Here is a 24,440-nt window from a genome sequence, read left to right on the forward strand (position 1 = left end):
ACCACCCCTTTCACAACTTGACTGTACTGCATTGATCCATGCGATCAATGTATGTGTCGAGTGTGCCGTCGGCCACGAACTCCCTTGCGGAGCGCCATTTCCCGGCGACCTCGACGGCGCTCGCGGTCACCGGCAGCTCCGCGATGTCGACCCCGCGAGTGGTGCCGTCCGCGTACTCGGCGAGCACGGTGCGTGCCTCCGCGTCCTCCGGCCGCCACCTGGGTGAGAGGTCGACACGCACGTGGTCCATCGCCTTGCGCACCAACGGGTCCGCGACGCGCTCCTCGGTGAGGTCGCCGAGTGCGGGGCCACCGTCGCGCAGCACGCACGCGAGTGCGTACCTCAGGCTCAGCAACGCCTCGTCCACCGTCGCGGGCACGTCGAACCGGCTGCCCTCCGACGCGGCCGGGACACCGACCACGGTGAACCGACGCACCACTCCGTGTCGTGCCAGCTCGTGCGCGGCGCGGACCACCCTCTGCTGGTCGACGTGGCCGGGGACGAGCTTGGTGCGGACTGCCGAGCCGAGTCGGATGGGTTGGTGCAGCAGGGTTTCCAGGTCGTCGAACCCGGCGCGGGACAGACCGGCGAACGCCTCGCCGAAGCCCTGCCGTGACTCGAGCACGTCGGTGGCGCCGTGGTAGCCACCCTCGGCGAGGCGCGCGGCGACGAGGCCGTCGCGTGCCGCGTTGCCCGCGTGCGTCAGGGCCGCCGTGGTGCCGTGGTTCGCGATCAGCCCACCGGCCGACGACGCCGCCACGGCGAGTGTCGCGGTGACCCGGGCCTGGTCGTGTCCGAACAGTACGGCGCACGCGACGGCGGCCGCGACCGTGCCGAACACCGACGTGCCCGCGAAGCCGCGCTCCGCCTCCCGGTACCGGGAGGCACGCCACAGCGCGGACGCGGCGTGGACCCCGATCGCGAACGCGTCGAGCCCGGCGGTCCCCGGCTCGTCCGTGCCCGCCGCCGCGCACAGCGCACCCCACACCGGCGCCCCGGCCGCGCCGAACGCCGCGGTGTCGTCCATGCCGGACGCGCCCGCGAGTGCCGAGGTGCGCCAGGCGAGCCACGGCCCGTGGGCAGTGCCCAGCTCGTCCGCGAACGCCCCGATCGTGGCGCCGGACGGGGTGTGGGTGCCTGCCGCCGCCGCGCACAGCGTGTCAAGGCGGGACAGCTCGGCGACCGCACGGGACTCGTCCGGCACCGGCCCTGCCGCCGCGACGAAGTCGCTCAGGATGCCTGTCGCCGCCACGTGCCGCTCCCTTCCACGGTCGCGATGGCCGTCCGCACGTCCGGTGTGGACTCGACCGCACGCCACGCCTTCTCCGCAGCCGCGACGGACTCGGCGGGCAGTGAACGGCGCGCGTTGTCCCGGAACTTGCCGAGCAGCTGGTCCTCGGGGAGCGGCGCCTTGGGGCCACCGACGAGATCGGACCTCGGGACCGACGCGGTCAGCTCCCGGCCGTCGCGAAGGCGCACGGTGATCGGGTTGCCGCGTCGCTTGTGGGCGCCGCTCGTGGTCCAGCGGGACACCACCTCGCCCCGCACCTTCTCCATCGCCGCCACGACCGGCGGGTCGGCCCACCGCTCGTCGCGGAAGTCGTCGACGCCGAGCCCGCCGCGGACCAGCACGGCGGCGAGCGCGTAGCGGATGCTGAACTTGGCCTCACACCCGTCGGCGGGCGACGGATAACGCAGCACCGGCGAGGTCTCGGTCATTCCGTGCACGACCACCTCGTCGACGTCGTCGGCGCCGATGCCGTGCGTGCGGACGAGGTCCAGCAACGCCGACACGGCACTGTGGTTGGACCCGCAGCACGGGAACCGCTTGACGAACAAAGTCCGCGCGGCACGGAACGGGGCGCCGAGCCTCGCGACGAGCGCGTCCGCGTCCAGTGCCCGGTGCCCGACGAAGCTCTCGAGGAAACCGCCCCGGGCCTCGAACACCGCCGGTGAGCCGGTCGCGCCCTGCCGGGCCAGGAGCCCCGCCACCACGGCGTTGCGTGCGGCCTGACCGGCGTGCAGCGGCTTCACCATCGTCCCGGTGGCCCTGCCCAGTCCGGCGGCCTCCGTGGCCGCGATGGCCAGCGCCGCCACGGTCTGCTCGACGGACAGCCCGAGCAGCCTGGCGACCCCGCAGGTCGCGCCGAGCACACCGAACACCGGCGTCGAGTGGAAGCAGCGGTCATACTGGTCGTAGCCGCCGCACAGGGCGGCGGCGACCTCGAACCCGAGGCAGTGCGCGACGCAGAGGTCCCGCCCGGACGCTGCCGTCCCGAGGTGCTCGGCGACCGCCAGCAGGGCGGGCACCAGCGGCGCACTCGGGTGCCCGTAGCCACCCATGTCGTCGAAGTCGTCGCTGTGCGCGAACGTCCCGTTGGCGTACGCCGCGCTCGCCGCGTCCGTCCGGTACCCGGCCCCCAGGACGGTGCACCGCGCCGGACCCGCCGTCGCACGCACGTGCTCGCCGACGATCCGGCCCTGCGGTGACGTCGCGCCCGCGAGTGCCGCGCCGACCGTGTCGAACACCGACCGCGCCACGACGTCGAGGTCCTCGGCAGGCACGTCCCGGGTGGACACCACGAACTCGGCGATGCCGGCCGCGAGCGTCATGCCGGCACCTCCGCGGTGCCGAACAGCCCGTCCTCCAGCCAGGTCCGCGCCCGGCCGCGCACGAGCAGCGAGAGCAGCACGCGGACATCGTCGACCTCGTCGAGCCCCTCGACCAGCTCGGCGGCGGCCAGCCGGTCGTGCCTCGGCATCCCGGCGTGGTCCCAGCAGGTGTCGAACTTCTCGCGCAGCTCGTGGTCGTGCAGCGGGCGGCTCGGCGACCCCGGCGCGTTGTCCACGCGGTGGCGCGCGGTCCGTCCGTCGGCCAGCTCGACCCGGACCTCGACGAACCCCCGGCTGCCCGCACTGCCCCTGCGGCCCTCCGGGTCGCCTGGCGCGCACTCCGGGTCCTCCACCGCCGACACCGAGTCCAGCAGCGCCTGCACGGCCGGGCGGCGGACGGCCTCGTCGGTGAACGCGCCGAGCCCGTAGTCGCCGTCGTGGATGCCGACCGCGAGGACATACTCCATGCTGAACTTGCCCTCCAGCCCGGTCGTCGGCCGGTGGCAGGGGAGCGGGCGCATCGAGCCGGGCGGCACGTGCGCGGACACCGACACGACGTCGGAGCCACCCAGGACGCCCTCGGCACGCAGGTGCGTCACCGCGTCGATCGCCCGGTGCAGTGCGTAGCAGCACGAGTACCGCTTGAACGTCACGCCGGGGGAGAGGAGCGTGTACGGGTCGCCGAGCGAGGTGAGCAACTCGTCGGGGTCGGAGACCTCCGTGCCGTACACGCCGAAGAACCCGCCGGGCCCGGTCAGCGCGTGGTCGGCGCCGGTGAGGCCGCGTTCGGCCAGTAGCGCCGCCGTCAGGCCCGCCGCGGCGGCCCAGCCGCTGTGCAGTGACTTGGTCATGGTGCCGAACCCGACCCGCAGCCCGCTCGACATCGACGTCGAGACGGCCAGCGCGTGCCGTGCCCGCGCACTGTCCAGCCCGAGCAGGTTCGACACCGCGGCGGCGGCCCCGAACACGCCGATCGTGCCCGTCGAGTGCCAGCCGCGGTTGTAGTGGTCCTGGCCGATGGCCTTGCCCATCTTCGTGGCGACCTCGTGGCCGACCACGTAGGCACGCAGCAGGTCGATGCCGCGGCGCGGCACCTGGCCCGCCGTGGCGAGGAGCGCCGGGAGGATGACCGAGCTGGGGTGCCCCGGCATGAGCGAGACGGTGTCGTCGAAGTCCAGGGCGTGCGCGAGCGTGCCGTTGGCGATGGCCGCCCGCTCCGGGCCGGTCAGCAGGTCGGTGCCGATCACCACCTGGCTGCCGGGCCCCGGGTCGCGCATGGCGGACAGCACCGGCCCGGCGAGGTCGCTGTGCCCCGCGGCGAACATCGCGGCGAGCGTGTCGAGCACGGCGCGTTTGGCCTGCGCGAGCACACCGTCCGGGAACGAGTCGGCCGTCGTGTCGGCGACGAACGCCGCCAGCCGTTCCTCAACATCGGTCATGCGAAGATCCCCTGTGGTACGTAGAAGTCGAGCGCGTTGGTGATGACGAAGAGGACCACCGCGGCCGCGAACGCCCCGATGACCGAGAACAGCCAGGACTGGCGGCTCGCGAGGCGCAGGAAGCACAGCAGCCACACGGTCATCCCGATGAACCCGCCGATGACCATCACCAGCACACCGAGCCCGACCATCCAGCCGAGCCAGTAGGCCACCTGCCGCAGGACGGCCCCGTCGACCCGCTCGTCGTCGTCGACCGGCTCGGCAGCGGCGGAGGGCACGTCGTCGGCAGGCGGCGCCGAGGTGGGTTCGCCGACCTCGGCGGGTACCGACGCGGGCGCCGCGACCGGGCGCCTGCGCACCAGCGTGACGACGTCCTTGACGATCACCGAGAGCGCGCAGACCGCGCCGACGATCGCGACGAACGCGGGGAACCACATCGACGCCTCGCTGAACGTGAGCGCGTCGAGCCCCGCGTACACCATGATCACGAGCGTGAGGGACGCGACCGCGAGGCTCGTCCACACGGTGCCCCGGTTCACTTCGCGCTCCCGGTCGTCTCGAGCGTGCTCTCCGTCGGCGCGGGCGCCGGCGCGGCAGGCTTGGGGCGACGCCGCAGCAGTCCTGCCGAGAGCACCGCGATGATCGCGATCCCGACGGCGACCACGCCTGGGCGGGTGAGCCAGTCGAAGTCGTAGCGGCCCATGGAGATCCACAGGTAGCGCTCCGCGGGCGGGCCGAGGACGAACCCGACCACGAACGCCGCACGCGACCAGCCCGCCTGCAGCGCGAACCAGCTGAACGCCCCGATGCCGAGCAGCATCGCGATGTCGCCCCAGTCGCGGCCGTTCTGGTACACGGCGAGGACGACGGCGGCGAACAGGAACGGCACCAGCCTGCGTGCCGGGATGAGGCAGAGCTTCGCGACGGTGTTGCGCAGCGAGAAGCACACGCCGGTGGCGAGGATGTTGGCCACGGCGAGGCTCCACACGATGGTCAGCACCACCGGCAGGTTCGCGTCGGACACCATCTCCGGACCGGGCTGCAGCCCCACGAGCACGAGCCCGCCGAGCAGTACCGCGGTCGTGCCGCTGCCGGGGATGCCGAACATGATCGCGGGGATGAGCTGGCCGCCCTCCATCGCGTTGTTCGCCGCCTCCGGCGCGATGACACCCCGGATGTCGCCCTTGCCGAACCTGTCGCGGACCCGCGCCATCCGCGCGGTCAGGCCGTAGACGATCCAGCTGACCGCGCTGCCGCCGACCCCGGGGATGGCGCCGAGCAGGGCACCCATCCCGGAGCTGCGCGCGATCAGTCCCGGTCGCTTCAGCGACTCCTTGGCGCCGTCGAACCGGCCGGTCGTCAGGTCGTCGGTGACCTGGCTGATCGGCTTGTTGCGGCGCAACAGGTCGATGAACTCGGGCAGTGCGAAGACCGCCATCGCCACGAGTGCGATGTTGAGCCCGTCGGACAGGTACGGCCAGTCGAACGTGTAGCGGTAGTCGGCGGAGGCGGGCGCGCCGCCGACCGTGCTCAGCAGCAGCCCGAACGCGGCGGCGAGCAGGCCCTTGACCATCCGGCCCTTGGCGAGGATCGCCACCGTGCTGATGCCGAGCAGCGTGAGCATGAACAGCTCCGGCGACCCGAACGAGAGGATGAGCGGCCGGAACACCGGCAGCACCGCGAACAGCACGGCCGCGCCGATCAGTCCGCCGAGCATCGACGCGGTGAACGACGCGCCGAGCGCGACCGCCGCCTTCCCCTGTTTGGCCAGCGGGTAGCCGTCCATCACCGTGGCGCCGGCACCCGCCGAGCCGGGCACCCCGACCAGCACGGCCGGGAACGTGTCCGACGTGTGGTTCGCCGCCATGATCCCGATCATCAGCGCCATGGCCGAGCTCGGGTCCATGCCGTAGACGAACGGCAGCAGCAGTGACATCCCGGCGACGCCGCCGAGACCGGGCACCAGCCCGACGATCAGGCCGACGAGCACGCCGAGAGCGAGGTAGCCCAGCCGTTCCAGGGTGAACAGGTCGGCCAGCGCCTGGAGAGCGATGTGGAGCATGGCGGTCCTTGTCCGTCAGTGAGCGGTCGGGCCGGCGGCGGAAGCCGCGCCGCCGGCCCGAGGGCTCAGAACTTGTAGTCCCAGCGGTCGACCAGGTAGTCCTGCAGCCACTTGCGTGCGGCCTGGTCGGGCTTGGCCATCGCGTCGATCGCGGACGTCAGCTTGTCGCCGGTGAGCGGCTCGGCACCCTGCAGCTCGTCGTCGAGCTTCTTGCGGGCGCCCGGGTCGGCGAGGAACTTGTCGATGCCCTCCTTGACGGCCTTGACCGCCGCGTCGGGTGCGTCCTTGTGCAGCCACAGCGCCTTGGACAGCGAGTCGCTCGCGGAGACCAGCATGTTGTAGGCCTCCCAGCCGGGGCCCTCCGCCTTCTCGTCGTAGATCGACTCGTACAGCTCGGCCGGGGTCATCAGGTCGGGCAGCGTCTCCATCCGCTCGAGCTTCCCGTCCTGCACGAGACCCGTGCTCATGATCGGCACGACCTCGCCGCCCTTGACCCGGGGCACGATGTCCTTGAGGTAGGGGAGCACGCCGATCAGCGCGACGTTGGCCTCGTTGCGGTCGAAGGCGATGTTGGCGTCCGCCGCGCCCTCGTAGCCGAACAGCGGCTTGTAGTCGACCTTCAGCAGGTCCATCGCGAGCAGCTTGCGCAGGTCGCCACCCGACGGTGCCTGTCCCGCGAACACCAGCGGCACCTTCGCGCCGCCGACGATGCCCTCCGGCTTGGTGATACCGGTGTCGGACCGGACGTAGATCGCCGCACCGGCAGGCACGCCGAAGAGCGGGATCATGTCGGCGAACTCGAACTTCACCGCAGGGTCCTGCACGACGTAGGAGGAGTGGGTCGCGCCGGAGGAGACCAGGATCGTGGTGCCGTCGTGCGGCTCACGTTCGGCGAAGTAGTTGGCGCCGGTGATGCCGCCCGCGCCGCCCCGGTTCTCGACGTAGACACTGGGGTTGCCGGGGATGTACTGCTGCAGCAGGGGAGCGAGCAGGCGGGCGGTGGTGTCCGCGCCGCCGCCCGGGGCGAACGGCACGAGCAGCTTGATCTTCTTGCCGTCGTAGTAGGGGCCGTCCCCGGAGCTCTCGCCGCCGAAGTCCGCGCCACACGCGGTGAGGGTGAACGCCACGATCGTCGTGAGGGCGACCAGGCGTGCTCGCCGGGTGCGCCCACCGAGCCACCGAGCACCTTTGCCCTGTAACACGGTAACTCCTATCTTCTTGCTACTGGATGTGCCTGTCGCCGCGGAGGATCCCCGCGAGTTCGTCCACATCGGACAGTTCGGCGACGCCCGCGACCAGTCCGGCGAACCGGTCCCGGTCGGCGTCGCCCAGTACGTCCCTGGTGCACGAGGTGAACTTGCGCCGGATGTCGTCGTCGGTCAGTGCCGTCTCCTGGGTCCGGCCGCGCGGACGTTCCATCCGTACCTGCCGGGTGGCGCCGTCCGCGAGCGTGAGGTGTACTTCCGCGGCGAAGTGCTCCGGCCCGAGGCGGTCTTCCGGCAGCGGGTGGCCGCGCACCACCGACCGCGTCGCGACGACGTCGGCGTCGGTGATGGCCGACGGCGTGAAGTCGTCGATGCGGACCTCGCCCCTGGTGAGCGCGAGCGCGACCGTGTGCTGGAGGCTGAACTTCGCGTCGAGCGGGTTGTCGGGGCCTGGCCGGTCGAGATGGGCGAAGCGTCGGGGGTGGATGTAGGCGTCGACGCGCGCGACGCGCTCGTCCCGGCCGAGGCCGTCGTGCAGCGTGATGGCCGCGTCGACGGCCGCGTGCGTGCCGCCGCAGCAGGGGTGGAGCTTGATCGCGATACCCGGGTCGTCGAGGTCCCACGGCGCGCCGAGGTGCCCGGTGGTCTCGGCGAGGTCGAAGTTGCCCACCCCGTTGAACACGGTCGCGAAGCCCTGGGCCTCCTCGAACGCGGACGGCTTCGCGGTGGCGCCCGCGGCGACCAGGTTCGCGCACTGGACGCCGCTCTGGGCGGCACGGCCGACCTGGAGGGGCTTGGCCATCGTGCCGAAGCTGGACTTGAGCCCCGACGACATCGCCGTGGCCATGCCCAGCGCGGTCGCGCACTGCTCCGCGTCCATGCCGACGAGCTTGGCGACCGCCGCGGCGGCGCCGAAGACCCCGAGCGTCGCGGTGGGGTGCCAGCCCTTGTCGTAGTGGACGAAGTTGACGCCCCTGGCGATCTTGGTGGTGATCTCGACACCGACGCAGAACGCGAGGAGCAGGTCCTTCCCGGTGGCCCCGTGGGCCTCGGCCGCCGCGAACGCGGCGGGCAGGACCGCGACGGTGGGGTGGCCGCCCTGGGTGTGGCTGACGTCGTCGAAGTCGAGTGCGTGCCCGACGGAGGCGTTGACGAACGCCGCGGTCTCCGGCGTGGCGCGCCTGCCGAGGCCGACGAGGCTGGCCGTGCCGGTGCTGTCCTTGCCCGCGTAGGCGTCCACCACCGACGTGATGGGCTGTCCGAGCGCGGCGAGGGTGACGCCCCAGCAGTCGAGCATGCTCCTGGTCGCCGTCGCGATCGCGGCGGGCGGTAGGTCGTCGAACGTCGCGGCCGAAACCCACCGGCCGAGAACCTGGGACACGGTCTCCGTCACGAGCGCTCCTAGCGAGGAGTCGGCGGTCCCCCGATGTGCCGCTATCTACATTGACAACATTGATTGACTACATTGATTCCGTCGATGCACTTAATCATGCTGCGTTCCCGCGCGTCAAGACACGAGTTCCTCAATGGACGAAGGTGGCGCAGGGTGCCGGACCGGCTACGACCAGGCGGATCGGACAAACGACGACGGACCCGGCACACACGCGAGACGGGCACCTCCCCTCGCGGCAAGGTGCCCGTCACTGTCCCGAGTGGACTACGGAGTCATGGTCGCGCGGCGTCGTGGATGATCTCCAGCACCTCGTCCACATGCGACTTGTGCGTGCGGAAGCTCAGCACGCACAGGCGGATCGTGTGCCTGCCGTCCAGGCGGGTGCTCGACAGGTACGCGCGGCGGGTGTCGTTGACGCGGGAGAGCAGCCGCGCGGTGGCGGCGTCGCCGTCGGGAGAGCGGAAGACGGACACGGTCAGGTCCGGGGCGAGCGGCACCTCGAGGTTCGGGTCGGCCGACAGCGCCTCGTGGACGTGGGCGGACAGGTCGAGCTTCTCGTCCAGCTCACGCCGGAAGGCGTCCACGCCGTGCAGGTGCAGCGGCAGCCACAGCCGCAGGCCGCGGTAGCCGCGGGTCAGCTCCGGGCCGAGGTCGGCGGCGTCGGGCCACGTGTCACGGTCGAGGTCCTGCAGGTACTCGCCCGTGGCGGTGTGCGCGGCGCGTAGACGGGCCTGGTCGCGGACCAGCAGCACGCCGGTGCCGAACGGCAGGAACAGGCCCTTGTGCGGGTCGAGTGCGATCGAGTCGGCGCCCGTGATGCCTGCGAGCACCTCCCGGCCGCGCGTGGTCAGCTGGAACGCGCCGCCGTACGCGCCGTCGACGTGGAACCACAGGTCCTCGCGGCGGGCGAGGTCACCGGCCGCCGCGAGCGGGTCGACGGTGCCGGTGCTCGTCGTGCCCGCCGTGGCGACCAGCAGGAACGGCCGCCTGCCCCCGGCGCGGTCACGCTCGATCATCTCGGCCGCCGCGGGCACGTCGAGGCGTAGGTCGGCGTCCACGGGGACGATCCGGACCTGGTCGGCGGTCATGCCCGCGATGCGTGCGGCCTTGGCCACGCAGTAGTGCGCCTGCGCCGTGACGTACAGCGTGCCGCGCGGGTCGGGGCCGCCCAGCCGGTCCTCGCGTGCGGCGTGCAGCGCGGCGAGCGTGGCGATCGACGCGCCGGAGGTGAACACGCCGCCCGCGGGGGCGGGCAGGTCGAACACGTCGCACAGCCAGCGGATCACGCTCTGCTCGATCGCCGCGAGCGCCGGTGCGGGTCCCGCGATGCCCGTGTACCTGTTGACCGTCTGGGACAGGAACTCGGCGAGCGCGGAGCTGTACAGGCCACCCGCGGGGAAGTACGCGAAGTAACGCGGACCGGCGGTCTCGATCGCCCGGCTCGCGGCATCGCCGAACCTGGCCAGCAGGTCGGCGAGGTCCCCGGGCCCCTCGGGTGGCGGCGCGAGGAGGTCGGCTGGCACGGGTGCGTCGTGCGCACTGGCCGGCGCGTCCTCGAGGCCGCTCACGAAGTCGTCGACGAACGCGGTCGCTGCCGCGGTCCAGGCCTGCCTGGTCTGCCGGTCGGGTTCCATGACGCGACGCTAGGGACCGGCGGGTCCCCGGGCTTGAACGTTATTGCGCTGGTAGCGGCCCGGCGTGAGCCCGACGAGCCTGCGGAAGTGACGCGAGAGGTGCGACTGGTCGGCGAACCCGACGGCGACCGCCACCTCTGCGGCGGGCACCCCGTCGTCCAGCAGCACCCGTGCCCTGCGGACGCGCAGCTGGTTGAGGTAGGCGTGCGGTGGCAGCCCGTAGCGGGCGCGGAAGGCCCGCAGCAGCGCGAACCGGCTCGTGCCGACCGTGGCCGCCAGCTCGCCGAGGCTCGGCGGGTCGACCAGCCTGGCCTGCAGGAGGTCGCGGACCGCTGCCACCTCACGGGTGCCGCCCGAGGGCTCCACCACGCGCCGCCCGCCGCCGTAGCCCTGCCACAGCAGGGAAAGCGCCGTCGTCAGCAGTGTCTCCGACGCGAGCCGGTCCGCCGACTCGGCCGCCAGGTGGGCCTGCCCGATGACCGCGGCGGCCTCGGGGTCGGCCACGATCGGCCGCGTGAACCACGGGTCCGGGCACCCGGTCGCGGCGGCCACCACCTCGACGCTCGGGTAGAACACCCGGTACGCCCAGCCGACGTCGTCGACCGGACCGCCGGTGTGCACCTCCTCCGGGTTGAGCAGTACGACCCCACCCGCCGAGACGAGGTGCCGCGCGCCGCCGACCCACAGGTCCTCGGTCCCGGCCCGCACGACCCCGAGCGCGAACGTCTCGTGCGTGTGCCGGGTGAACCCGTGCCGCACGAACCTGGCGCGCATGAGGTCGACCCCGGATACGGCGGGGTGCCTCCAGTAGTGCGCGACGTCCTCCCACTCCACGCCGTCAGGCTAACCGCCGAATTCGTTCAGTGGCTTGACTTTCTCGCGGATCTGGACACCACCCGCCGGACCGTGGTGAGATCGGGCACACGGCTTTTACAACGATGTAAAAGCCGGTCCGGTCGTGTTCGTGCCCGCAGTGCGTTGCAGATTGGACGAGACGTTGAGAACCCACAGGCGTATCAGCGTGATCATGGCGGTGCTGGTCGGCCTCGTGGCCGCGGCCGCCCCGTCCGGGGCCGCGCCCCGACTGCCCGAGTACTCCACCGCCGAGGCGGGCAACCCGTTCGTGGACGGCTGGTACGCCGACCCCGACACCGCGATCTACGACAACCAGTACTGGGTGTTCCCGACCTCGTCGCGGGTGTACGAGGAACAGACCTACCTGGACGCCTTCTCCTCGCCGGACCTGGTGAACTGGACGAAACACCCGAACGTCCTCACGATCGCCAACGTGTCGTGGGCACGCAAGGCCGTCTGGGCACCCGCCCCGGTTGCCCGCAACGGGAAGTACTACCTGTACTTCGCCGCCAACGACATCCAGAGCGACAACGAGGTGGGCGGCATCGGTGTCGCGGTCGCAGACCGGCCGGAGGGCCCGTACGTCGACGCGATCGGCAGGCCGCTCATCGGGCGGTTCGTCAACGGCGCCCAACCCATCGACCAGGACGTGTTCGTCGACTCGGACGGCCGCGCGTACCTGTACTACGGCGGCTGGGGCCACGCGAACGTGGTGCGCCTGAACAACGACATGACGAGCCTCGGCACGTTCGACGACGGCACCACGTACAAGGAGATCACGCCGCAGAACTACGTCGAGGGCCCGCAGATGTTCAAGCGCGGCGGCAAGTACTACCTCATGTGGTCCGAGGGCGGCTGGACCGGCCCGAACTACGCGGTGTCCTACGGCATGTCCGACTCGCCGACCGGCCCGTTCACGCGGATCGCGAAGGTGCTGAGCCAGGATGCCGCCGTGGCAAGGGGTTCCGGCCACAACTCGGTGATCAACGTGCCGGGCACGGACATCTGGTACATCGTCTACCACCGCCGCCCGCTCAACCTGACCGACGCCAACCAGCGCCAGGTGAGCTACGACCGGATGTACTTCAACCCCGACGGCACGATCAAGCCGGTCACCATGCTGGTGAAGGACAACTTCGCCGACCGCAACGCGATCGGCTGGAAGACCTGGGGCGGTTCGTGGTCAGCGGCGGGCGGAACCTACACGGCCTCGTCGTCCGCGGGCGGGAAGGCGTTGCTGGAGACCAACTTCGGCGACCTCGTCTACGACGCGAACGTGACGCTCCGGTCCGGGAGCGGCGACGGCGGCGTCGTGTTCCGGGTGACCCAGCCGGCCACCGGGGTGGACAGCTACCGGGGCTACTACGCGGGCATCAGCGCCGCGGGCCGGGTCGTGCTCGGCAGGGCGAACAACGGCTGGACACCACTGGCGTCGGCGCCGATGACCGTCCGCCTCGGCACCGCGTACCACCTCCGCGTCGAGGCGGTCGGCTCGTCGATCCGCGTGTACGTGGACGATCTGGCGACCCCGAAGGTGGCGGTGACCGACACCGCCTACACCTCCGGCGCGAACGGGGTGCGGGTGTTCAACGTCAGCGCGGACTTCGACGACGTCGCCATCGCCCACCGCTAGTCGGCGAGGAGCCGCCACGTCGTGATGGCGAGCCTGGCCCGCAGCAGGCCCGTGGGGTCGGTGAGGTCGATGCCGATGGCCTTGCCGATCTGCTCGACGCGGCGGGAGACGCTGCTGTGGTGGAGGTGGAGCAGTTCGGCGGCCCGGCGGAGCGACCCGGTGGTGCAGTAGACGTCGAGGGTCTCCAGGTCGTCGGGACAGGCCGCCAGCCCGGCGATGGCCGCCACGTCGTCGTTGGCGCGTGCGGTCTCGCCGGGGATGCCCGCCAGCAGTGCCAGCGAGCCGAGGTCGCCGAAGTGGACGACCGGCTGGCGGGCGGTGGCGAAACGCAGGGCGGTGCGGGCCTCCCGCCAGGACTGGTCGGGGCGGGTCGCGGCGCCGATGCCCGCGCACACGCCCGCCGGGAACCGGGCCGGGTCCAGGGTCGTGGCCAGGATGACGCCCACGCCCGCGAGGGGCGCCGCCTTCACCGCGCGGTCGGGACAGACCAGGCCGCCGAGCCGGTCCAGCGGGACCGTCGACCGCACGGCGGCGACACGCAGCGGCAGGTCGGCGGCGAAACCCAGCAGCCGCAGCGCCCTGGTCCGCGCCGCGTCGTCGCCGTCGGCGCTGATCACCAGCTCCACGAGGGCGGGGTCGGCCATGGTGGTGCTGGCCGGGCCGTACTTCTCGACGACAGCCGCGGCGGCGATGGCGAGCCGGTCGAGCAGCACGTCGTCGAGCGGACGGGGTGCGCCGGGGTGCTCCAGCCACACCGTGCCGATCTCCTCCTCGTCCAGGGTGATCGGCATCGTGGAGGACGCGGGTGGCGGCGGGTTCGGCGCCTCCCTGCCGTCCGGCGACATCCGGATCACCCGGCCCGTGCCGTGCAACCGGATCCCGGCCACGCACTCGGCAAGGCCCGCCGACGCCCTGGCGAGCGCGGGGAGCTCCACCCGCCGCCGCATCAGGGTGTCGTAGAACATCACGACCCGGAGCGCGCCCGCGGCCTGCGAGTCCAGCTGCGAGAGCCGTTCGACCAGGACCTCCATGCCAGGAGGATAGGCGACGACCGTCGCGTCAGGCAGGTCCTTCGCGCGACGGTTGGCGGATGACCCCGACGGGTGGCGGCCGTGAGGATGGTCGGCATGGATCCCGAGCTCGAGGCCTTCGTGCCGTTGTTCCCCAGGTCCGACCTGACCGATCCGGTCACCGCGCGCGAGGGCTTCGCGGCGCTCGCCGCGTCCGCACCCGCGCCCGACACCACGGACCTGGTGATCGAGGACCGGGTGGTGCCGGGTGACGTGCCGGTGCGGATCTACCGCCCGCTCCAGGCTCACGGCGCCATCGTCTGGCTGCACGGCGGCGGGTGGGTGATGGGCAACGTGGACACCGAGCACCCGTGGGCCGCGCGGCTGGCCTCCGGCTCGGGTGCGGTGGTGATCTCCGTGGGGTACCGCCTTGCGCCGGAGAACCCGTTCCCCGCCGCCCTCGACGACGGCTACGGGGTGTTGACCTGGGCGGCCGAGCACGCGGCGGAGCTGGGGATCGACCGGGACCGGATCGCGGTCGGCGGCCACAGCGCCGGTGGCGGCATCGCGGCCGGGATGGCGTTGCGCGCACGGGACGAGCAGGGCCCGAGGATCTGTTTCCAGCTGCTCAACCAGCCGGGGCTGGACGACCGGCAGGAGACGTGGTCGGCGCGGAACTTCACCGACACGCCGTGGTGGACCAGCGACAGGCTCGCCGCGTCCTGGGGGTTCTACCTCGGTGGCAGGCCCGCCACGCCCTACGCCGCGCCGGCACGGGCCGCCGACCTGTCCGGTCTGCCACCCGCGCACGTCACCTCCGCCGAGTTCTGCCCGAACCGCGACGAGGACATCACCTACGCGTTGCGCCTGCTCCAGGCGGGTGTGTCCGTGGAGCTGCACCAGTGGGCGGGCACCTTCCACGGGTCGCAGGCGATCGTGTCCGCGGACGTGTCGCAGCGCCAGCTCGCGGAGCTGGGTGCGGTCCTGCGCCGGGGGCTGGCGCAGTGACGGCAGGACACACCCTGGCCGGGCTGCTGCGCCCGTACCGGTCGAGCTTCGCCGCGGTCGTCGTACTGCAGGTCGTCGGCGTCATCGCGGGGTTGGCGCCGCTGCTCGCGGTCGTCGAGCTGGGCCGGGCGCTGCTGTCGCCCGGCCCGGTCGACCGAGGCCACGTCTGGCTCGTCGTGACCCTGGGGGCGGTCGGCCTGTTCGTCCGGCTGGTGTTCACGGCCGCGTCGTCGGGCATCGGGCACCTGCTCGACGGCCGGGTGGCGCTGTCGTTCCGCAGGCAGCTCGCCGCGCGGCTGGGTCGCGTGCCGATCGGCTGGTTCGCCACGCGGCGGACCGGCGAGCTGGCGAAGGTGGTGGGGGAGGACGTCGCCGCCGTGCACCCGGTGATCGCCCACGCGCCAGGCGAGCTGGTCTCCGCGTTCGTCGTGCCGCTGGTGACGTTGGTCTACCTGGTCACCGTCGACTGGCGGCTCACGCTGGTCACGCTGGCCCCGGTGGTGCTCGCGATCGCGCTGGTACCGCTGCTGATGACGCCCGCCAGGCAGCGCGCCCAGGAGGAGTTCGACGCGGCCATGGGACGGATCGCCGACGCCGTCGTCGAGTTCACGCAGGGCATCGCGGTGGTCAAGGCGTTCGGCGCGTCCGGCCGCGCGCACCGCCGGTTCCTGACGGCCGCCGACGAGTTCGTCGCCACCTTCTCCCGGTGGGTGCGTGGTGTCTCCGCGATCGCCGCGGGGATGCAGCTCGCGCTGTCGCCGCCGTTCGGGTTGCTGGTCGTACTGGTCGGCGGTGCCGCGCTGGTCACGACCGGCGACATGGCACCCGCCGACGTGCTGCCGTTCCTGCTGCTCGGCCTTGGCCTGACCGCGCCGGTCGCGGCACTGGGCCACGGCTTCGACGACCTCCAGGCCGCGGGGCGCGCGCTCGGCCGCATCCGGGACGTGCTCGACGTGCCGTCGCTGCCCGAGCCCGCGCGACCGCGTACGCCGACGGGCCACCGGGTGGAGCTCCGTGACGTCCGGTTCGGCTACGACGCCGGGCACGAGGTCCTGCGCGGGATCGACCTGGTGCTGGAGCCGGGCACCACCACCGCGGTCGTCGGGCCGTCGGGAGGCGGGAAGTCCACCCTGGTGCGGCTGCTGCCCCGGTTCTTCGACCCGACCGGCGGTTCGGTGGCCGTCGGCGGCGTGGACCTGCGTGACCTCGACAGCCGGGAGCTGTACCGGACGGTCTCGTTCGTGTTCCAGGACACCGTGCTGCTGCGTGCGTCGGTCGCCGACAACATCGCGCTCGCGGTACCGCACGCCGGCCGCGACGACGTGGTCCGCGCCGCCCGGCTCGCGGACGTCCACGACCGGATCCTCGAGCTGCCGGACGGCTACGACACCGTCCTCGGCGACGGCATCACCCTGTCGGGCGGTGAGGCGCAGCGGATCGCGATCGCACGCGCGCTGCTCGGACGGGCACCCGTGCTGGTGCTCGACGAGGCGACCGCCTTCGCCGACCCGAGGACCGAGCAGGCGGTCCGCCGGGCGCTGGCGACCCTCGGCGAGGACCGGACGACCCTGGTCATCGCCCACCGCCTGGAGACGATCGCCGACGCGGACACCGTCGTGCTGCTGGAGAACGGGGTGGTCGCGGAGCGCGGCGAGCCCAAGGAGCTGTTGGCACGCAACGGGAAGTTCGCCGCGTTCTGGCGATCCCACGGCGGGGCCGGTGAAGGGGACGAGCGATGATCCGAACGCTGTTGCGGGTGCTGGGAGACGAGTACGCGAAGCCGATGCGTGCCACGGTGGCCCTGATGACGACCACCGCGGTCGTCGAGGGGCTGTCATACGCGCTGCTGGTGCCCGTGCTGCGGGCTCTGTTCGGGAGCACCCCGGCGGACGTCTGGCCCTGGCTGACCGCGTTCGGCGCGGCGGTCGCGGCCTACGCGGTGCTGCGCTACCGCAGCGACCTGTCCGGCTTCCGCGTCGGGACCTCGCTGTTGCGTGGCATGTACCACCGCCTCGGCGACCACCTCGCCAGGCTGCCCATCGGCTGGTACAGCGCCGCCAGGGTGGGGGAGGTGTCCGTGCTGGCGAGCCGCGGCCTGCTGGAGGCGATGGGGGTCGCCGCGCACCTGCTGGCGCCGTTCGTCTCCGCCTGCGTGACGCCACTGACGATCGTCGCCGTGATGCCGGCGTTCAACTGGCAGCTGGGGCTTGCCGCGCTGGCCGCGGTGCCGGTCGTGGCGGCGATCCAGCTCTGGACGAGCCGCTCGCTGGCCGCCACCGACGCCGACCGCGCCGAACGCGACCACGAGGCCACCGCACGGGTGATCGAGTACGTCCAGGCCCAGCCGGTGCTGCGGGCGGGCGGCCGGGCCGGGGAGCGCTTCGAGCTGCTCGACGGCTCACTGCGGGAGGTTCAGCGTGCGTCCCGCCGCACGACGCTGTCGGTGCTGCCCGGCGCGTTGGGCCTGACCCTCGCGGTGCAGGCGGTGTTCACGGCGCTGCTGTTCCTGGGCGCCTACCTCGCGCTGGGCGGGGACGTGGGCGCGGCCGAGGTCCTGACGATCCTCGTGCTGGCCGGCCGCTGCGCCGACCCGCTGCTGTCGCTGTCGGAGATCGGCGGCAAGCTGCGTGGCGCACGTGCCGGCCTGGCGAGGCTCGAGGCGGTCCTGCGCACCGAGCCGCTGCCCGAGCCGGGTGAACCGGTCCGGCCGGCACGCCACGACCTGGCGTTCGACGCCGTGACCTTCCGGCACGGCACCCGCACGGTGCTCGACGGCGTGACGTTGACCGTCCGGGAAGGACAGCGGCTGGCCGTCGTCGGGCCGTCGGGTGCGGGCAAGAGCACGCTGCTGGCCCTGCTGGCGCGGTTCCACGACGTGGACGCGGGCGCGGTGCGCGTTGGCGGCGTCGACGTGCGTGCGATCGACACCGAGAGCCTGATGGCGCGGACTGCCATCGTGTTCCAGCACGTGTACCTCTTCGACGGCACGATCGAGGAGAACGTGCGCCTCGGCCGTCCCGACGCCACCGACGCCGAGGTCCGCGCGGCGGCGACCGCGGCACAGCTCGACGACGTGATCGCGCGCCTGCCGGAGGGCTGGTCGACGAACGTCGGCGAGGGCGGCGCACGGCTGTCGGGTGGCGAGCGGCAGCGGGTGTCGATCGCGCGGGCACTGCTGAAGGACGCTCCCGTGGTGCTGCTGGACGAGGTGACCTCCGCGCTGGACCCGCTGAACGAGGCGGCCGTCCACGAGGCCGTCGAACGACTGCTGACCGGCCGGACGGTGGTGATGGTGGCGCACCGGCTGCGCACGGTCCGACGCGCCGACAGGGTGGTGTTCCTGGCGGGGGGCCGCGTCGCCGAGGAGGGCACTCACGAGGAGCTTCTGCACCGAGGTGGCCGCTACGCCGAGTTCTGGGAGATCTCGATGGCGCCTGTCGGCGAATGAGCCGACACCGCCGGGAACGCGTCGGTCGGCGGTCGTTCGTCCACGAGCGACCGCCGACCGCTCTCACCCGGCCGAGGTGCCTCTGTCGTCTCCCGCCGGGATCAGTGCCCTGACACGGAACCCGCCGTCCGGTCGGCTCGCGGTCACCAGATCGCCGTCGAGCATCCGCACGCGTTCCCGCAGCCCGGCCAGCCCGCGCCCACCCGACGGCGTGACCGGCGGGGCGACGACAGGGCCTTCCGTGTTCACCTCGATCTCGATGTGCTCCTCGGCGTGCCGCACCAGGACGGTGGTCGGCCTGCCGGTCGCGTGCTTGATCGCGTTGGTGAGCGACTCCTGCACCACGCGGTACGCGGCCAGTTCCGCGTCGACCGACCGCGGCCGACCGGCGCCCTGCTCGCGCCACTCGACGGGCTGGCCCGACAGCCGGGCCTGCTCCACCAGGTCGCCGACGCGGCCCATGGTGGGTGTCCGCTCGGCGGTCGTCGCCTCGCCGAGCACGCCGAGCAGCGCCCGCAGCTCGGCCAGCGCCTGGCGCCCGGTGTCGCTGATGGCGGTCAGCCCGTCCCCGACGCGTTCCGGCGTGCTGTCGAGCAGGTACTGCGCCGCGTCGGCCTGGACGACCATCGCGGTCACGTGGTGGGTGACCACGTCGTGCAACTCGCGGGCGATCCGTGCCCGCTCCGCGGCGGTGGCCACCTCGGCCGCGAGCCGCGCACGCTCGGCCGACTCGGCACGCCACCTGCGCATCCCGGTGCCGCACAACCAGATCACCACCATTATCAGGTAGAACGCGACGAAGTCCGGCAACCGTTGCGCGGAGCCGAGGTCCTGCAGCACGACCGCGAGCACCGCGTAGCCCGCGGTCATCACCGCACCCAGCACGTGACGGGACCTGGCCGCGTGCGCCCCCGCCGCGTACAGCGACAGCAGGAACCCCACCTTGGCGAACGTCTCCGGGTGGCCGAGGACCTGGTCGACCGCGAACGCGCCGCCGACGGTCAGCAGGCACACGGCGGGCCACCGGCTCCGCAGCGCCAGCGGCACGGACATCGCCAGTGTCAGCGCCAGCCCGACGCCCGCGCCGACCGGCTGGGCGGGCAGGTCACCGATCTCCGGCCCGACGTGGGTCAGCGTCGGCACGAAGGCCGACACCGTGACCACCGCCGCCAACACGCCGTCGAGGACCGGGGCGGACCACCTGCGGACGACCACGCGCGGGGATGCCGTGTCAGCGAGCACGCGGGGAGCCTAGCGACGGGGCGGTGACACCAGGTTGGCGCGCCCGGGGGCGGTGACGGGCATGGGCGTACCTCCGGTTGTCCGTGGCCGCGCGGTTTTCGACGGCCACGGTGCAGGTTATGGGGGTCGCGGCGTCGCGGAATCCCCCGTGAGGACTACATCGGTTGTCCACGCAGAGGGGACCCGCCGCCCGGGGGTCTCTCACTAGGTTCGCCGTCGCTGTCGAAACGGTCGGGCACGCCGGTCGGGGCACGCCGAGAGATCTGGAGGGCACAGGCGATGAGGACGCGCATGTCAAGGGGGACAGGGGTCTCCCGGAGGTTCGCCGGGGTGGCGGTGGCCGCGGGGCTCGCCGCAGCGGCGGTCGCGGGCTGCGACGCGGACGGGGGCGACGCGTGGGACGACGACGAGGACGCGCCGTCGAGCGTCGCCGAGGCGGCGGCCAGGCCGCACCTCAACTGGGGCGAGTGCCCCGCGCTCGCCGAGGGAGCCACCCGCGACCCCCGGCTGACCTGCGCGACGGTGCGGGTCCCGCTCGACTACCGGCACGCGGACGGCGAGAAGATCGAGATCGCGGTGTCGAAGCTGCCCGCGTCCGGCCACGGGAAACGCCGCGGTGTCCTGGTGCTGAACCCGGGCGGCCCGGCACTGCCGGGCCTGGACACGCCCGGTGTCATGGCGCCGACCCTGCCCGCGTCGGTGCTCGACGCCTACGACCTGGTCGGCTTCGACCCACGCGGGGTCGAGCACAGCGCACCGCTCAGCTGCGGTCTCGACGACCCGAGCGTGGCCGGTCTCTTCCCGTACCCGGCGGCGGACGGCTCGATCACCGCGAACGTCGACCACGCCAGGGCGGACGCGAGGAAGTGCGCGTCGGCAGAGGGCGAGAAGATCGGGTACTTCACCACGGCCAACACCGCGAGGGACCTCGACCGCGTCCGGGAGGCGTTGGGGGAGCAGAAGATCTCCTACTGGGGCCAGTCCTACGGCACCTACCTCGGCGCCGTGTACGAGTCGCTGTTCCCGAAGCGCGCCGACCGGGTGATCCTGGAGGGCAACGTGGACCCGACGAAGGTCTGGGCGGGTGCCGCGGAAAGCTGGGGCAAGGGCATGTCGGAGCGCTTCCCGGACGCGGCGGCCGTCGCCGCGGCCCAGGACGCCACGCTCGGGCTGGGTAGCACCGTGGACGAGGTCACCCAGGCCTACGTCGCGCTCGCGGACCGCCTGGACCGCACTCCCGCGCCCGTGCCGGGCACGCCGCAGTCGCTGAGCGGGTCGCTGTTCCGCAGCGTCACCTACAGCCTGCTGCTGCACAACGAGACGCTGCCGGTGCTCGCGCAGTTCTGGAAGGCCGTCGCCGACCTCGCGGACGGCGCGCCGACCGAGGCCGACGCCGCGGTGCTGGGACAGGTGTTCGCCGCGCCGCCCGCCACCCCCGGCGTGCCCTCGGACAACCAGGCCACGATGTTCCTCGCGCTGACCTGTGGTGACGCGCAGTGGTCCCACGACGTGGACGACTACACCGACCGGGTCGCCGCCGACCGGGAGAAGTGGCCGCTCACCGCGGGGATGCCCGTCAACATCTGGGCGTGCGCGTTCTGGCCGAAGCCGGTCGAGAAGCCGGTGACCGTGACCGACAAGGGCCCGCGCAACACGCTGATCCTGCAGAACCGCAGGGACAACGCCACGCCGTGGGACGACGGTGTCGGCCTGCACAGGGTGCTGGGCAACCGCGCGGCCTTCGTCGGCGCCGACAACGGCGGCCACTACGTCTACGGCGCGGGCTCCGCGTGCGTGGACGAGGCGACCGTGGCGTTCCTGACCGAGGGCACCCTGCCGCACGACGACGTGAACTGCGCGGACGTCAGGCGTTAGTCGGTGACAGGATGCGGGACATGAGCCGTTACGGCGCCCAGTACGGGCCGGATGTCACCTTTCTCGGCGTCGACCGCTGCGACCTGGCCGACGGGGCCTCGTTCGCGGGCGCCGACGTGGTCGTCCTCGGTGCGCCGTTCGACGGCGGCACGTCGCACCGGCCCGGCACCCGGTTCGGCCCGCAGGCGATCCGCACGACCGACTACCTGCCCCACGACGGCTCGCGCCCGAGCCTCGCCCTCCGCGTCGACGGCCTGCGTGATCTGCGGGTCGTCGACGCGGGGGACGTGGAGATGTTCGGCGGCGACATCGAGCGGTCGCTCGGGGCGCTGGAGGCCGCCGTGGAGACCGTGGCACGTGCGGGGGCGATCCCGGTCGTCCTCGGTGGTGACCACTCGATCGCGTTCCCCGACGCCAAGGGCGTCGCGAACGTCCTCGGCCACGGCCGCGTGTCCATGCTCCACTTCGACGCGCACGCCGACACCGGCGACATCGAGTTCGGCTCGCTGTGGGGGCACGGCCAGCCGATGCGCAGGCTCATCGAGTCCGGTGCCCTGCGTGGCGACCGGTTCCTGCAGATCGGGTTGCGCGGCTACTGGCCCCCGCCGGAGACGCTGGACTGGATGGCGGGTCAGCGGATGCGGTCCTACGAGATGACCGAGATCGTGCACCGGGGTCTCGCGGAGTGCCTGACCGAGGCCTTCGCCATCGCGACCGACGAGTGCGACGGCGTGTTCCTGTCCGTGGACATCGACGTCTGCGACCCTGGGCACGCGCCGGGCACCGGCACCCCGGAGCCGGGTGGTCTCACGGCGCGCGAGCTGCTCGACGCGGTGCGCAGGATCTGCCTCGAGCTGCCGGTCGTCGGCGTGGACGTGGTGGAGGTCAGCCCGCCCTACGACCACGCCGACATCACCGCCGCGCTCGCCAACCGCGTGGTGCTGGAGGCGTTGTCCGCGATCGCCCGCCGAGGGCGCGACGCCCGCGACGGCACCCGGTGGGACCCGTCCCTGCCGCTGCTCACCGACCGCACGGACACCTGATGCCCGGACGGACGAATGCGACGGCGTGGTTCGGGGTATGTGTATGGCGTGGCTGATCCCATCACCGACGAGCACATCGCGGGGGTGCTGCGCGCGTTCGTGCGTGGCTGTGACCCGATGCTGCCCCGCCTGCGCGAACCCGACGACGTCGAGGTGGCCGAGGACGACGTCGAGGTCGACCACGGGTTGTTGCACCGGGTGCGCGACCGCATAGCCGAGGTCCGCTGGCCGGGCACGGCGAAGTGGACGCGGTTGTCGGCAGAGGAGCGCTCCGACTGGTGGGTGAGCCGGGTCGGGCGGCTGACGTCCCTCGCGGCGTCGGTCACGGGCCTGGCGGGTGCGCTGGGTGACCGGCTGCCGCTGCAGGACATCCTCGGTGCCGCCGGCCAGGGGCTGCTGCTGTGCGCGATCGCGGGTGAGCACGGTGTGGACGACCGCGCGACCCGGGTCCGGCTGCTGGCGTCGGTGCTGTTCGAGCGTGACATCGACCCGGCGGTGGCCGCGGGTGGGGGGACGGAGGCCGAGGTGACGCCCGCGCCGGAAACCGGGCGGAAGCTGGGGGTGAAACCGGCGGCCAAGTGGCTGTGGCGGCAGGGGAGGCTGCTGTTGGCCGTGCAGGACGAGCTGGGGAAACGCCCGCAGGGCCGCTTCTACCACCGAGCGCTCGGCATGCTGCCCGTCGTCGGCATGGCGGGGGACTACCTCGGCGAACGCTCGGCACTCAAACGCGCCGCCCGCGCGGGTGACCGCTGGCTGCACGCACAGGTGCCCGCCTGACCCCGCCTTCGTAACGCCGGCCGTACCGAAGGGAGCCTTCGTAACGCTGGGGGTACTGAAGGGAGCCTTCGTAACGCTGGCCGTACTGAAGGCGTCCTTCAGTGCACGGGGTCGGGGCGACGGGTAGTTGAGGAATCAATCAGCGGGGTGGGGCGTTCGTGCGGGTGTGAAGAACATCGGCTTTCTCTCCTTCGGGCACTGGTCGGACAGTCCGCACTCGCAGACGAGGTCCGCGGCGGACGCGTTGCTGCAGGCGGTCGACCTGGCCGTGGCGGCCGAGGAGCTGGGTGCGGACGGCGCCCACTTCCGGGTGCACCACTTCGCCAGGCAGCTCGCCTCGCCGTTCCCGCTGCTGGCCGCGATTGGTGCGAAGACCGAGCGCATCGAGATCGGTACCGGCGTGATCGACATGCGGTACGAGAACCCGATGTACATGGCCGAGGACGCGGGTGCCGCCGACCTCATCGCGGGTGGCAGGCTCCAGCTCGGCATCTCCCGCGGCTCACCCGAGCAGGTCATCGACGGCTGGCGGTACTTCGGCTACGAACCCCAGGAGGGCGAGACCGACGCCGAGATGGCCCGCACGCACGCCGAGGTCCTGCTCAGGGTCCTCGAAGGCAAGGGCTTCGCCCAGCCCAACCCTCGGCCGATGTTCGCCAACCCGCCGGGGCTGCTGCGGGTCGAACCGCACTCACCCGGCCTTCGGGAACGGATCTGGTGGGGCGCGGGCTCCAACGGCACCGCCGTGTGGGCCGCCGAGCACGGCATGAACCTGATGAGCTCCACCCTCAAGAACGACGAGGGCGGCGCACCCTTCCACGTCCAGCAGGCCGAACAAATCCGTGCCTTCCGCAAGGCCTGGGCCGACGCCGGCTGGCAGCGGACGGCACGCGTGTCCGTGTCGCGCAGCATCTTCGCGCTCACCTCCGACCTCGACCACGCGTACTTCGGCGGCGGCGAGAGCACCGACCAGATCGGCCACATCGACGCAGAGACCAGGGCGATCTTCGGCCGCACCTACGCCGCCGAGCCGGACGTCCTCGTGTCCCAGCTTGCCGAGGACGAGGCCATCGCCGAGGCCGACACCCTGCTGCTCACCGTGCCAAACCAGCTCGGCGTCGACTACAACGCGCACCTGATCGAGGACATCCTCACCCACGTCGCACCCGGGCTCGGCTGGCGCTGACCCCGGCTACGATCCCG

General features: G+C 72.5%; 19 protein-coding genes. 8 read left to right on the forward strand and 11 right to left on the reverse strand.

Translation table 11 applies throughout. From position 1 onward, the window contains the following. Window positions 1-10: 10 nt before the first annotated feature. The 9 genes from CLV71_RS03030 to CLV71_RS03070 all read right to left on the reverse strand — a co-directional run bounded on the left by CLV71_RS03030 (window position 11) and on the right by CLV71_RS03070 (window position 11,180). Window positions 11-1,252, reverse strand: a complete 1,242-nt coding sequence (locus CLV71_RS03030; protein WP_166663896.1) for an MmgE/PrpD family protein — start codon at window positions 1,250-1,252, stop codon at window positions 11-13. Further along, window positions 1,231-2,613 (reverse strand): MmgE/PrpD family protein, encoded by a 1,383-nt coding sequence (locus CLV71_RS03035; RefSeq protein WP_133900975.1) that lies wholly within the window; start codon window positions 2,611-2,613, stop codon window positions 1,231-1,233. Before CLV71_RS03035 ends, CLV71_RS03030 begins: the two co-directional genes overlap by 22 nt. Beyond that, the gene (locus CLV71_RS03040; RefSeq protein WP_133900976.1) at window positions 2,610-4,052 is read right to left on the reverse strand and encodes an MmgE/PrpD family protein; all 1,443 of its coding nucleotides are present in this window, start codon (window positions 4,050-4,052) and stop codon (window positions 2,610-2,612) included. The genes CLV71_RS03035 and CLV71_RS03040 overlap by 4 nt, the downstream gene beginning before the upstream one ends. Continuing rightward, window positions 4,049-4,591 (reverse strand): hypothetical protein, encoded by a 543-nt coding sequence (locus CLV71_RS03045; RefSeq protein WP_133900977.1) that lies wholly within the window; start codon window positions 4,589-4,591, stop codon window positions 4,049-4,051. Before CLV71_RS03045 ends, CLV71_RS03040 begins: the two co-directional genes overlap by 4 nt. Further along, window positions 4,588-6,114 carry a tripartite tricarboxylate transporter permease gene (locus CLV71_RS03050; protein WP_133900978.1) on the reverse strand — a complete coding sequence of 509 codons (1,527 nt, stop codon included), beginning with the start codon at window positions 6,112-6,114 and terminating at the stop codon, window positions 4,588-4,590. The genes CLV71_RS03045 and CLV71_RS03050 overlap by 4 nt, the downstream gene beginning before the upstream one ends. Before the next feature lie 65 nt (window positions 6,115-6,179). Beyond that, window positions 6,180-7,316, reverse strand: coding sequence for a Bug family tripartite tricarboxylate transporter substrate binding protein (locus tag CLV71_RS03055; protein WP_133900979.1), 1,137 nt, complete (start codon window positions 7,314-7,316; stop codon window positions 6,180-6,182). A 19-nt stretch (window positions 7,317-7,335) separates the two neighbouring features. Beyond that, the gene (locus CLV71_RS03060; RefSeq protein ID WP_166663897.1) at window positions 7,336-8,712 is read right to left on the reverse strand and encodes an MmgE/PrpD family protein; all 1,377 of its coding nucleotides are present in this window, start codon (window positions 8,710-8,712) and stop codon (window positions 7,336-7,338) included. 272 nt (window positions 8,713-8,984) lie between these two features. Beyond that, window positions 8,985-10,346 (reverse strand): pyridoxal phosphate-dependent decarboxylase family protein, encoded by a 1,362-nt coding sequence (locus CLV71_RS03065; RefSeq protein ID WP_133900981.1) that lies wholly within the window; start codon window positions 10,344-10,346, stop codon window positions 8,985-8,987. A 9-nt stretch (window positions 10,347-10,355) separates the two neighbouring features. After that, window positions 10,356-11,180 (reverse strand): AraC family transcriptional regulator, encoded by an 825-nt coding sequence (locus CLV71_RS03070; RefSeq protein WP_208297353.1) that lies wholly within the window; start codon window positions 11,178-11,180, stop codon window positions 10,356-10,358. A gap of 193 nt (window positions 11,181-11,373) precedes the next feature. Here CLV71_RS03070 and CLV71_RS03075 point away from each other — a divergent pair, with 193 nt between their 5' ends. Further along, complete coding sequence (locus tag CLV71_RS03075) at window positions 11,374-12,834, forward strand: glycoside hydrolase family 43 protein (protein WP_133900982.1); 1,461 nt, start codon at window positions 11,374-11,376, stop codon at window positions 12,832-12,834. Here the strand turns inward: CLV71_RS03075 and CLV71_RS03080 are convergent. Then, window positions 12,831-13,865 carry a PucR family transcriptional regulator gene (locus tag CLV71_RS03080; protein WP_133900983.1) on the reverse strand — a complete coding sequence of 345 codons (1,035 nt, stop codon included), beginning with the start codon at window positions 13,863-13,865 and terminating at the stop codon, window positions 12,831-12,833. The genes CLV71_RS03075 and CLV71_RS03080 overlap by 4 nt on opposite strands. Window positions 13,866-13,961: 96 nt before the next feature. Here CLV71_RS03080 and CLV71_RS03085 point away from each other — a divergent pair, with 96 nt between their 5' ends. The 3 genes from CLV71_RS03085 to CLV71_RS03095 are packed head-to-tail and all read left to right on the forward strand — an operon-like array spanning window position 13,962 to window position 18,300. Further along, complete coding sequence (locus tag CLV71_RS03085; protein ID WP_133900984.1) at window positions 13,962-14,852, forward strand: alpha/beta hydrolase; 891 nt, start codon at window positions 13,962-13,964, stop codon at window positions 14,850-14,852. Beyond that, a complete protein-coding gene (locus CLV71_RS03090) occupies window positions 14,849-16,591 on the forward strand; it encodes an ABC transporter ATP-binding protein (protein ID WP_243866190.1) in 1,743 nt (580 codons plus the stop codon). Before CLV71_RS03085 ends, CLV71_RS03090 begins: the two co-directional genes overlap by 4 nt. Next, window positions 16,588-18,300 carry an ABC transporter ATP-binding protein gene (locus CLV71_RS03095; RefSeq protein WP_133900985.1) on the forward strand — a complete coding sequence of 571 codons (1,713 nt, stop codon included), beginning with the start codon at window positions 16,588-16,590 and terminating at the stop codon, window positions 18,298-18,300. Before CLV71_RS03090 ends, CLV71_RS03095 begins: the two co-directional genes overlap by 4 nt. Window positions 18,301-18,363: 63 nt before the next feature. Here the strand turns inward: CLV71_RS03095 and CLV71_RS03100 are convergent, their stop codons facing one another. Continuing rightward, window positions 18,364-19,542: a sensor histidine kinase gene (locus CLV71_RS03100; protein WP_243866192.1), complete on the reverse strand. Its 1,179-nt coding sequence runs from the start codon at window positions 19,540-19,542 to the stop codon at window positions 18,364-18,366. Window positions 19,543-19,833: 291 nt separating this feature from the next. Here CLV71_RS03100 and CLV71_RS03105 point away from each other — a divergent pair, with 291 nt between their 5' ends. The 4 genes from CLV71_RS03105 to CLV71_RS03120 all read left to right on the forward strand — a co-directional run bounded on the left by CLV71_RS03105 (window position 19,834) and on the right by CLV71_RS03120 (window position 24,423). Continuing rightward, on the forward strand, window positions 19,834-21,417 hold the full coding sequence (locus CLV71_RS03105) for an alpha/beta hydrolase (RefSeq protein ID WP_243866193.1): 1,584 nt from the start codon (window positions 19,834-19,836) through the stop codon (window positions 21,415-21,417). A 20-nt stretch (window positions 21,418-21,437) separates the two neighbouring features. Continuing rightward, window positions 21,438-22,460 (forward strand): agmatinase, encoded by a 1,023-nt coding sequence (gene speB, locus CLV71_RS03110; RefSeq protein WP_133900987.1) that lies wholly within the window; start codon window positions 21,438-21,440, stop codon window positions 22,458-22,460. 48 nt (window positions 22,461-22,508) lie between these two features. After that, window positions 22,509-23,237, forward strand: a complete 729-nt coding sequence (locus CLV71_RS03115) for a hypothetical protein (RefSeq protein WP_133900988.1) — start codon at window positions 22,509-22,511, stop codon at window positions 23,235-23,237. A gap of 166 nt (window positions 23,238-23,403) precedes the next feature. Further along, window positions 23,404-24,423, forward strand: coding sequence for an LLM class flavin-dependent oxidoreductase (locus tag CLV71_RS03120; RefSeq protein ID WP_133900989.1), 1,020 nt, complete (start codon window positions 23,404-23,406; stop codon window positions 24,421-24,423). Window positions 24,424-24,440: the final 17 nt, after the last annotated feature.

This window comes from Actinophytocola oryzae, assembly GCF_004364325.1.
Classification (GTDB): Bacteria; Actinomycetota; Actinomycetes; order Mycobacteriales; family Pseudonocardiaceae; genus Actinophytocola; species Actinophytocola oryzae.

What these genes read in the sequence shown, in the direction of transcription:
- CLV71_RS03095 (WP_133900985.1), top strand. Translation starts at nt 16,588, where the DNA reads ATGATCCGAACGCTGTTGCGGGTGCTGGGAGACGAGTACGCGAAGCCG.
- CLV71_RS03035 (WP_133900975.1), bottom strand. Translation starts at nt 2,613, where the DNA reads ATGACGCTCGCGGCCGGCATCGCCGAGTTCGTGGTGTCCACCCGGGAC.
- CLV71_RS03040 (WP_133900976.1), bottom strand. Translation starts at nt 4,052, where the DNA reads ATGACCGATGTTGAGGAACGGCTGGCGGCGTTCGTCGCCGACACGACG.
- CLV71_RS03075 (WP_133900982.1), top strand. Translation starts at nt 11,374, where the DNA reads ATGGCGGTGCTGGTCGGCCTCGTGGCCGCGGCCGCCCCGTCCGGGGCC.
- CLV71_RS03065 (WP_133900981.1), bottom strand. Translation starts at nt 10,346, where the DNA reads ATGGAACCCGACCGGCAGACCAGGCAGGCCTGGACCGCGGCAGCGACC.
- CLV71_RS03085 (WP_133900984.1), top strand. Translation starts at nt 13,962, where the DNA reads ATGGATCCCGAGCTCGAGGCCTTCGTGCCGTTGTTCCCCAGGTCCGAC.
- CLV71_RS03105 (WP_243866193.1), top strand. Translation starts at nt 19,834, where the DNA reads ATGTCAAGGGGGACAGGGGTCTCCCGGAGGTTCGCCGGGGTGGCGGTG.
- CLV71_RS03050 (WP_133900978.1), bottom strand. Translation starts at nt 6,114, where the DNA reads ATGCTCCACATCGCTCTCCAGGCGCTGGCCGACCTGTTCACCCTGGAA.
- CLV71_RS03080 (WP_133900983.1), bottom strand. Translation starts at nt 13,865, where the DNA reads ATGGAGGTCCTGGTCGAACGGCTCTCGCAGCTGGACTCGCAGGCCGCG.
- speB (WP_133900987.1), top strand. Translation starts at nt 21,438, where the DNA reads ATGAGCCGTTACGGCGCCCAGTACGGGCCGGATGTCACCTTTCTCGGC.